Annotated in this window: 7 protein-coding genes and 1 rRNA gene; 4 read left to right on the top strand and 4 right to left on the bottom strand. The window is 66.6% G+C overall.

The annotated features are described in order from the left end of the window. The 3 genes from B3E43_RS03580 to B3E43_RS03570 all read right to left on the bottom strand — a co-directional run. Positions 1-225, bottom strand: a 16S ribosomal RNA gene (locus tag B3E43_RS03580); the annotation flags it as partial. An 815-nt stretch (positions 226-1,040) separates the two neighbouring features. Further along, entirely contained in the window at positions 1,041-1,466 is a 426-nt protein-coding gene (locus tag B3E43_RS03575) for a CBS domain-containing protein (RefSeq protein ID WP_292026674.1), read from the bottom strand. A 49-nt stretch (positions 1,467-1,515) separates the two neighbouring features. After that, the gene (locus B3E43_RS03570) at positions 1,516-2,148 is read right to left on the bottom strand and encodes a rhomboid family intramembrane serine protease (protein WP_292026671.1); all 633 of its coding nucleotides are present in this window, start codon (positions 2,146-2,148) and stop codon (positions 1,516-1,518) included. 183 nt (positions 2,149-2,331) lie between these two features. On the opposite strand from B3E43_RS03570, the gene hfaA reads away from it, so the two are divergent. The 4 genes from hfaA to B3E43_RS03550 all read left to right on the top strand — a co-directional run bounded on the left by hfaA (position 2,332) and on the right by B3E43_RS03550 (position 7,963). Beyond that, positions 2,332-2,772 (top strand): holdfast anchoring protein HfaA, encoded by a 441-nt coding sequence (gene hfaA, locus B3E43_RS03565; protein ID WP_292026669.1) that lies wholly within the window; start codon positions 2,332-2,334, stop codon positions 2,770-2,772. Further along, positions 2,769-3,785 (top strand): holdfast anchoring protein HfaB, encoded by a 1,017-nt coding sequence (gene hfaB / locus B3E43_RS03560; RefSeq protein WP_292026667.1) that lies wholly within the window; start codon positions 2,769-2,771, stop codon positions 3,783-3,785. Before hfaA ends, hfaB begins: the two co-directional genes overlap by 4 nt. Next, a complete protein-coding gene (gene hfaD, locus B3E43_RS03555) occupies positions 3,712-4,956 on the top strand; it encodes a holdfast anchor protein HfaD (RefSeq protein WP_292026665.1) in 1,245 nt (414 codons plus the stop codon). Before hfaB ends, hfaD begins: the two co-directional genes overlap by 74 nt. Before the next feature lie 139 nt (positions 4,957-5,095). Further along, positions 5,096-7,963 (top strand): M16 family metallopeptidase, encoded by a 2,868-nt coding sequence (locus B3E43_RS03550; protein ID WP_292026664.1) that lies wholly within the window; start codon positions 5,096-5,098, stop codon positions 7,961-7,963. 127 nt (positions 7,964-8,090) lie between these two features. Here B3E43_RS03550 and B3E43_RS03545 read toward each other — a convergent pair. After that, a partial coding sequence (locus B3E43_RS03545) for a hypothetical protein (protein ID WP_292026660.1) occupies positions 8,091-8,861 on the bottom strand: 771 nt, incomplete at its 5' end.

Below are 8,861 nucleotides of genomic sequence, written 5' to 3'. Positions count from 1 at the left end.
CACCAACTAGCTAATCAGACGCGGGCCGCTCTAAAGGCGATAAATCTTTCCCCCGAAGGGCACATTCGGCATTACCACCCGTTTCCAGGAGCTATTCCGAACCTAAAGGCACGTTCCCACGTGTTACTCACCCGTCCGCCACTAACCCCGAAGGGTCCGTTCGACTTGCATGTGTTAGGCCTGCCGCCAGCGTTCGCTCTGAGCCAGGATCAAACTCTCAGGTTGAGTTGACTTCTGACCTAAGCAGATCGGACCGAAATCCGATTTGGCATTAGTTCTACGTATTATTGACGAGATCCCACGAACGTCTCTCCGAAGAGCGACGTCATGGTGTCTTTTCAAAAAGACCGCAGATGTCAGTGTCGATAGACAGTCCCGAAGGACTATCGCTAGGACACCGCCGCCTGCGTTTCTCTTTCCAGATCAACGATTTCAAAGACCGTAGAAGCCGGCTGACCGGCCCCACCGTTTAACGCCCGGTGACGGCGGAGGCGGCGATGTAGTCGCCTCGCTATTCCGTGTCAAGCGGATATTCCGAAGAACATCCTCTTTCCAGTAGTCCCGCCCGGAGGCGAGGGAGGCGCTGTTTAGCGTCTCATTTTTCCGCGTCAAGTGGTTCTTTTTAAAGAAGAACCTCTGTCTGCGAACCCGCCCCGGAGGGCGGCGGAGGCGGCTGTCTAGAGAGAGCCATTCTCCGTGTCAATCGGGCTTTTCAGCCATTTCGCGGAGAATGAAATCCGAGGACTTCAGGCCGCAAAAAACCGTCTGGAAAGCCCGAGAGGCTTGCCTCTGTTTCGTTACCGACGATTCGTTTGGAGCGCGGAACCTAACCGAACACCCTTAAGGAAGCAACCCGCTTTCGCGACTTTCTTCCCGAGGAACCCTGGAGGCTTTCGTCTCCGTGGCCCCGGCGGCCGGCCCGTTTCCGAGCGAGGCGGCGATATACGCAGCGACCGTTTCGTCCGCAACCGGAATCCGACAGTTTCACGAACTTTCTCGCGGAGTCCCGATCGCCCAAGCGTGGCCGTAAAGAGGCCGACCTAGCCCGCTATATAGGTACGCAGGGATTCCGCTTCCTGGGTGGCTTCGGCGATCTGGCATTTGACCACATCCCCGATCGAGATCACCCCGGCCAGCCGCCCGTCCCTCAGCACGGGAAGATGCCGGATCCGGCGGTCGGTCATCCGGCCCATCAGAATCGCCACCGTCTCCCCGGGCGCGGCGAAGATGACTTCGCTGGTCATATAGGCGGACACCGGACGGGCCAGCGCGGGCTGCCCGTCGCGGGCCACGGCCTTGACCACATCCCTTTCGGACAGAACCCCGACCACCTTGTCCTTGTCGCAGACCATGAGAGCGCCGACCTTCAGCCGGTCCAGCTCCCCGCAGGCGTCGCCCAGCGGCATATCCGGCCCAATGGCGTAGACGGCGTCGCCCTTGTCCTTGAGAATTTCGGCGACCAGCATCGCGGCTCCTCCCTCTCTTTATATAGAGCGCGGCCGCGGACGGCCCGCTTCAGACGTCAGGGTCGCGCAGATCGGGCGGGGAAGCAAATGGCTCGGGGCGTGATCCGAACGCCTTCGCCCACGGACCGATCAGCAAGGCCCCGCAGACGAATCCGAACGCATGGGCCTCCCAGGCGATCCGCGCGCCGTCCATGCCCGGGGCCAGCCCGATCAGACCGACGGCGGCGTTCACCGCCATGATCACAGCCGTCGTCGTCAGGAACCCCCGGTCCTGAAGCGGCCGCAGCCTCTGGTTCCGTCGGCCCAGCAGCCGAAGCGCGCCGCCCATCAGGCCGAAGACCGCGCCGGACGCCCCGATCAGCGAATCATAGCTGTCCGGATGGACCAGGCCATAGCCCCCCGTCGCGACCAGTCCGCACGCTATATAGAAGAGCAGGAAGCTGACGGCGCCCCTCGACCCGCCCATCAGACGCGCCAGAGGCGGTCCGAAGGCAAGGGCGCCGGCGGCGTTCATCGCCACATGGGCCCAGCCCCCGTGCACGAACATCGAGGTCAGGAGTCCCGGCCACCACTCCCCCGTCCACAGGGACGACGGCCGAAAGGCCAGCGACAGCCCGGCGTCGGGCAGGCGTTCCTGAATCAGGTAGAGCGCCGGCATCGACCCGGCGAGCAACACGCTCACCGTCGGCGCATTCAGAATCCGTTCGGCGGGCGGTTGGGTCAGGTCGGTCTCCGGAGAAAGATGCTGTCGCCTCCGTCGGGCGCCAAACGTCATCATGGCAAGCGCTTCTTAATAACCATGACCCAGATTGGCACGCAGGGTCCTTGCCGGCCCGTAAACCATGTTTGCGTGGAGTCGCCCGTCATGATCGTCAGGACAAAGGCACTGCCAGCCCTCGTCGCCGTCGCCGTTGCGACGCTGGCCCTGCCCGCCGTCGCGGCGGCGCAGTCGGCGGGATCGTCCGGTATGGGGGCCTATTCGGCCGGCTACGGCGGAGCGCGCTACACCACCGCCCGTCCGCAATCCGGCTCGACGCGGGACGCCAACGGCAACCGACTCATCGTGGACGGAATCATCCAGGCGGGCGCCAGCACCTATTCCAGCGCCAGCGGCGGCGTGTCTTCCAGCTACTCCGGAGCGGGGGGCGCAGGGGGAACAGCCATCGGCGGCTCAACCGCCATCGGCAACAGCCTGAACGTCGTGGTCCAGGGCAATCACAACACGGTCATCGTCAACTCGAGCCAGGTCAACAACGGCGCCGTCACCGCCGGAACGAGCCTGAACGGGACCCTGAGGCTTCCATGATCGCTGGCTCCATTTCACGGCGCCTGAGAACGGCTGTCGCCGCCTGTGCGACGGCGGCGTTGCTGAGCGGCTGTATCTCGTCCTCGGCCGGTCCGCAGGGTCTGTACGCCACGCCCATCGGCAATGCGCCGGTCACGGCCAATCCGACCCCCTACTCCGCCGCCCTCTATTGCATGGCCGATTACGCCCGGCGCTATAACCTGCCCTCCCCGCGCATCGCCGTGGGACGGATCGCGGACTACACCGGCACGGTCTCCGCCGATGGCGGTCGCCAGATCACCGGCGGCGCCTCGCTGATGGCCATGACGGCCCTGGCCAAGTCCGGCGCGCGGATGGTCGAGCGTTACGACACCTCGGTTTCCGAGATGGAGCTGCGCTACGCCAACAACCGGTTGATCGGCGACGACGGCCCCGGCGGCGCCGACGATGTCCAGTACCGCCGCATCATTGCGGGCTCGGTCCCCGGCACGGACTTCTACATCATCGGCGGCATCACCGAGGTGAACTACAATATCCGTTCGGGCGGTTTCGACGCCGCCGCGGGCCAAGCCTCCAGCCAGACACCGCTGTCGACGGCGTTCGCGGCCAAGGCCTATGTGATGAACATCGGCATCGACCTGCGACTGATCCAGACCACCACGCTCGAGGTCGTCGACGTCGTCTCCTACCAGAAGCAGATCATTGGTCGCGAAATCTCGGCCGGCGTGTTCGACTTCCTGAACGGCAATGTCTTCGACATCTCCGCCGGTGAAGGCGGGCTGGAACCGGTCCAGCTGGCCGTGCGGGCGCTCATCGAGCGCGCGACGGTGGAGTTCATGGCCAACCTCTACGGCGCTCCCGGACCGGAAGTCTGCCTCAGCGCCGGACCGGATCCCCTGGGCGGCACGGTCGGCCCGACCGGAGGCTATTATGCCGCTTACCCCAACACGGACACGAACAATGGCGAAACCCGCGCGGATCCGTCTCGCTGGCACGATCGCCGCGACGGTGCTGTGCGCCGCAGCCGCTACTGAGGCCGCCGCGCAGGACGGCACGATCGTCCTCAATCAGCAACTGCAACTGGGCGACGTCTTCGCCGGCCAGACGCTGAACGTCGTCGATTCGCAGGATCAGGTGACGGTCCAGACCTCGGCCCAGGGCAACAGCGCCTCGGGCGCCGTCTATAATGGCTCGATCACCGTCCAGTCCGACCAGACGATGCAGGGCGACGCGGTGGCGACCACCGACATCACCCTGGGTGGCGACACCTATGGCGTGGTCAACGCCACGACCCAGGCCGGCGGCAACTATCTGGCGGTCAGCGCCTACGACGCCAGCCTGACCCTCGACGCGACCCAGACGACCGACGACGGCCTGATCAGCGCCACCACCGAGATCGGCGACAGCACCGCGCGCCTGCACGCCGGCGCCGCCGTCGGAGCGTCGGCCATCTCCAACACCGTGGCCGCCTACGGACAGACCTCGTTCGTCAGCGGGACGATCGACCAGTCCTCGTCCGCCATCGTCCGATCCTTCGGCCGGATCGAGAGCCAGTACATCCCGGCCGAGGCCAGTGTGACCAGCCAGGCCATCGTCAACGCCATCGCGGTCAACAGCGACAGCACCTCGGGCCAGAACCTCAGCATCGCCCAGCGCTCTTTCGGCAGCTTCATCGAAGCCGAGGCCAGCGCCAACGCCGGCAATGCCTGGGATCTCGCCGCCCGCGCCCGCGCCACCGCCAACCAGGCTGTGCTCTATAACGAGGGCGGTTCGGTCGTGAATGCGTCGGACCAGAGGAACTCCAGCTTCGTTCGCGCCTCGGCCCTGACCACCGCCTATGACTACGGTCGCGCCGAAGCCTATGCCCGCGGGGCGGCGAACGAGCTGTCGGTCGGCAACAACGACATCTACGTCGAGATCGACAACACCCAGTTCAACACGGGCGGCGTCGATGTGATCTCCAACTTCTCGGGAACGAACGGCTACGACGTCTACGTTGGCGCGGACGCCGTCGGCAACAGCGTCACCGGCTACGCCTGCTCGGATTGCGAAGGCCGTCTGGAAGCCCGCAACACCCAGACCAACACGGGCGATGTATCTGCGGTCGCCAACACAACCGTCGCGGGCTCGAACCGTTCGGTGATCTCCGGCGCCAATGCGGTCGGAAACTCGGCCAGCTTCTACGTCTCGCGACCTGGAAATTAACATTCGGTAACTTGAGCCTTGTCGCCCCGTCGCCGAAGGGTTGCTCGGGGCGTCGGCGATAGGTGTATTGCGGTCCTTGCCATTTGTCCGGCGCGGCCCCGATCCGGGAGCCTTCGCGCCCTTCGGAAAGAGACCGATAATGCGTTCCGCCCGTCTGTTCCTGCTTGTCGCGGCTTCCGTAGCCGCCCTGACCGCAGCCGCTCCGGCCCTCGCGCAGGTCCAGCCTTCCGATCCATGGGCCCATGCGACGAGCGACATTCCCGTGGACGCCAATGTCCGTTTCGGCGTCCTGCCCAACGGGATGCAATACGCCGTCATGCGCAACGCCACCCCGCCCGGACAGGCGTCACTGCGTTTGCGCATCGACGCCGGCTCGCTGATGGAGAACGAGGATCAGCTCGGTCTCGCCCACTTCATGGAGCACATGGCCTTCAACGGGACGACCAACATCCCCGAGAATGAGCTGCTTCGCATCCTCGAGCGTCTGGGTCTGGCCTTCGGGGCCGACACCAACGCCGCGACCGGCTTTGACCAGACCTTCTACCAACTCGAACTGCCGCGCACGAACGACGAGACCGTCGATGCGGCCCTGCGCATCATGCGCGAGCAGGTGTCCGAGGCGCTGATGGATCCCGCCGCCCTGGATGCCGAACGCGGCGTGATCGAAGGCGAGGAGCGGACCCGCAACACGCCCGGCCTCCGCTCCGCCAAGGCGCAGCTGGCGCTGCTGGCTCCGGGCCAGCGTCTGTCCAACCGCTTTCCGATCGGCGACCTGAACATCATCCGCACCGCGCCGCGCGAACGGTTCGTCGAATTCTATCACGCCTACTACCGTCCCAACCGGGCGACCTTCATCGCCGTCGGCGACTTCGACGTTGATGTCATGGAAGGCAAGATCCGCGCGGCCTTCGAAAGCTGGGAGCCGAAGGCCGCCGACGGTCCGGAGCCCGATCTGGGCACGGTCCAGCCGCGTGGACCCCAGACCAGCATTCTGGTCGAACCCGGCATCCAGTCATCGATCCAGCTCAACTGGGTCCGCGATCCCGATCTGGACCCGGACACCGTCGCCGAGCGCCGCTCGAACCTGATCCGGAACCTTGGTCTGGCCGTGCTGAACCGTCGCCTCGGGGAAATCTCCCGTCAGGACAACGCCCCCATCATCGCCGCCGGCGCGTCCAGCTCGACCGTGGTGGACAGTCTGGAGATCGGCGGGATCAACGCCACCTTCAATCCGGGCGGCTGGCAGCGCGCGCTTGAGACGATCGAACAGGAACAGCGCCGTCTGGTCCAGTTCGGCGTATCGGACGCCGAACTGCAGCGCGAGATCACCGACACCCGCACGGCGCTGGAGAACGCCGCCGCCGCCGCCGCGACCCGTACCACGCCGGGTCTGGTCAATGGCCTGCTGAACGCCGCGAACAACCAGACTGTCTTCACCGCCCCGGCGACAAACCTGGCCCTGTTCAACCAGGCCGTCGAAGGCCTGACGGCGGCGCAGGTGAACAGCGTCCTGCCGCCTGTCTTTGAAGGACAGGGCCCGGTGATCCTCGTCATCACCCCGGTCGAGATCGAAGGCGGGGCGGATGCCGTCACCGCCGCGCTCGAGGCCTCGCGTCAAGCGCCGGTCGCGGCCCCTGCCGCCCAGGCGCAGCTCGACTGGCCCTACGCCAACTTCGGTCCCGCGTCGGCCCCGACAGACCGTACCGAACTGACCGCTGTTGGAGCCACGGTCGTCACCTTCCCGAACGGCGTGCGCCTGACGGTGAAGCCGACCACCTTCCGTGACGAGCAAATCCTGGTCAGTGTTCGGACCGGAATCGGCGAGCTGGCCCTGCCGACCGACCGCTCCACCCCGCTGGCCTTCGCCGGCTTCGTATTCCAGTCGGGCGGACTCGGCAGGCTCACGGCAGATGAGATCAACCGCGTACTCAGCGGCCGCATCTACAGCGTCGGCTTCAGCGCCGACAGCGACGCCTGGCAGCTGTCGGGCGCCACCCGGCCCGCGGATCTGAACCTGCAGATGCAGGTTCTGGCGGCCTATCTGACCGATCCGGGCCTGCGCCCCGCGCCGTTCCAGCAGATCCAGGCGCTGTTCCCGCAGATCATCGCCCAGCAGATGGCCACGCCGGGCGGCGCCTTCGCCCTCCAGTCCGGCGAGCTTCTCGCCAGCGGCGACAAGCGCGAGTCGCTTCCGACGGCTGCCGAGGTTGGCTCCTGGACGATCGAGCAACTGCGCAGCGGCGTCACCGCTGGTCTGGCCTCCGGCCCGATCGACGTGACGGTGGTCGGCGACGTGACGGTGGAAGACGCGATCGCCGCCGTCTCAACGACCTTCGGAGCCCTGCCCGCTCGCGGCCCGGCGCCCCAGCCGGCGCCGGGCGCCACCGAGCGACGCTTCCCGGCCGGCACGCCCGAGCCGGTCGTGCTGAAGCACACCGGCCCCGGCGAGCAGGGGCTGGCCTACATCGCTTGGCCGACCACCGACTCGGTCGTCGACCGCACGGAGGCCCGGACGATCCAGATCCTCGGCGAGGTCATGAGCCTGCGCGCCACCGAAGAGATCCGCGAGCGGCTGGCCATCGCCTATTCCCCCGGGGTCGGCGCGAGTTCATCCGACACCTTCGCGGGCTACGGCTCGATCTTCGTCCAGGCGCTGACTCGCCCTGAGTCCTTCACGGCCTTCTACGACGCCGTGAACGCCATCACGGCCTCGCTCCGGGATACGCCGATCACGGAAGACGAGCTGAACCGGGCCCGTCTGCCCGAGGTAGAGCGGCTGAAGCGCACCCAGGCCGGGAACGAATACTGGCTGGGCCAACTGTCCGGCGTGGCCGCCAATCCGGCTGACGTCGAACAGATCCTGACCCACATCTCCGATCTGGAGGCCATCACCGTGGCCGACATCCAGCGGGCGGCGCGTCAGTATCTGCGGCCCGACACGGCCTGGCGCGGTGTGGCGGTCTCCGACAACCCCGTCGCCCCGGCCGCAGCGGCCCCGGCGCAATAGGCGAAAAAAGGCCCCGGTCCTTGCGGATCGGGGCCAGTTTGCTTCTCAGGATCGTCGACGGAGCCGACGGTCGCACTCTGGGCCGCCGCGACTGACGCGCGGCTGAACGGCCCGGTTCACCTGCTGGTCAGAAAACCCGACCGCCGACGCCGCCGTCCAGGGTGATCGTCGCGCCCTGCACGGCGTAGCCGGCCTGCTCGACCACTTCCTCGCGGTATTCCGTATAGGTCTCCTCGCGGACCCAGGTCAGGATCTTCACGCCCGCGCCATAGCGGCGCAGCAGCGAGCGTTCGTTGCATTCGCGCTCGGCCCGCTGGGCCTTGCACTCGATCCGGCCGCCGCGGCCGTGCCAGAGGGCCTCGCCCTTGCGGCAGTCCATCGTTTCGCCGCGCCCGAAATCGACATGGCCCTCGTATTCAGCCCAGGTGATCTGCAGCCAGGTGCCGGCGAGGCAGCGATACAGCTCCCCCTCATAGTCGCCGTCCACGTCCCGGTCGGGACGCACCTGCGAAGCCGGATGCGGTACATTGCGGTCATCGATGCAGAAGGCGCGGATGACGACCCGCTTCTCCCAGCGACGCCGGGCCTCATAGGGCACGCGAATGACCTGCCGGACACGCGCGCCCTCGACCATCAGGCCGTTGATCGTGGTCGGATAGGGCTGGTCCACCGTCACATAGGCTGAACCGCCGCCGCCACCGCCGGTGGAGAAGCTGCCGGCGCGAGCGCCGATTCCCGCGCGGGCGCCGGCGCTGGCGCCCGAGTTGGCGTTGGAGTTCGAGTTCGCGTTCACATTGACGTTGACGTTGATGTTGCCGCCGCCAAACGGGGGGGGAGGCGGCGTCTCGCAACACGGCGGTGGCGGTGGGGGCGGCGGCGGGGGTTCGCAGCACGGCGG

The sequence above is a fragment of the Brevundimonas sp. UBA2416 genome, from assembly GCF_002343105.1.
GTDB lineage: Bacteria > Pseudomonadota > Alphaproteobacteria > Caulobacterales > Caulobacteraceae > Brevundimonas.
Note: the sequence above shows the minus strand (reverse complement) of the source record. Positions and strands in the feature narration are given on the sequence as shown.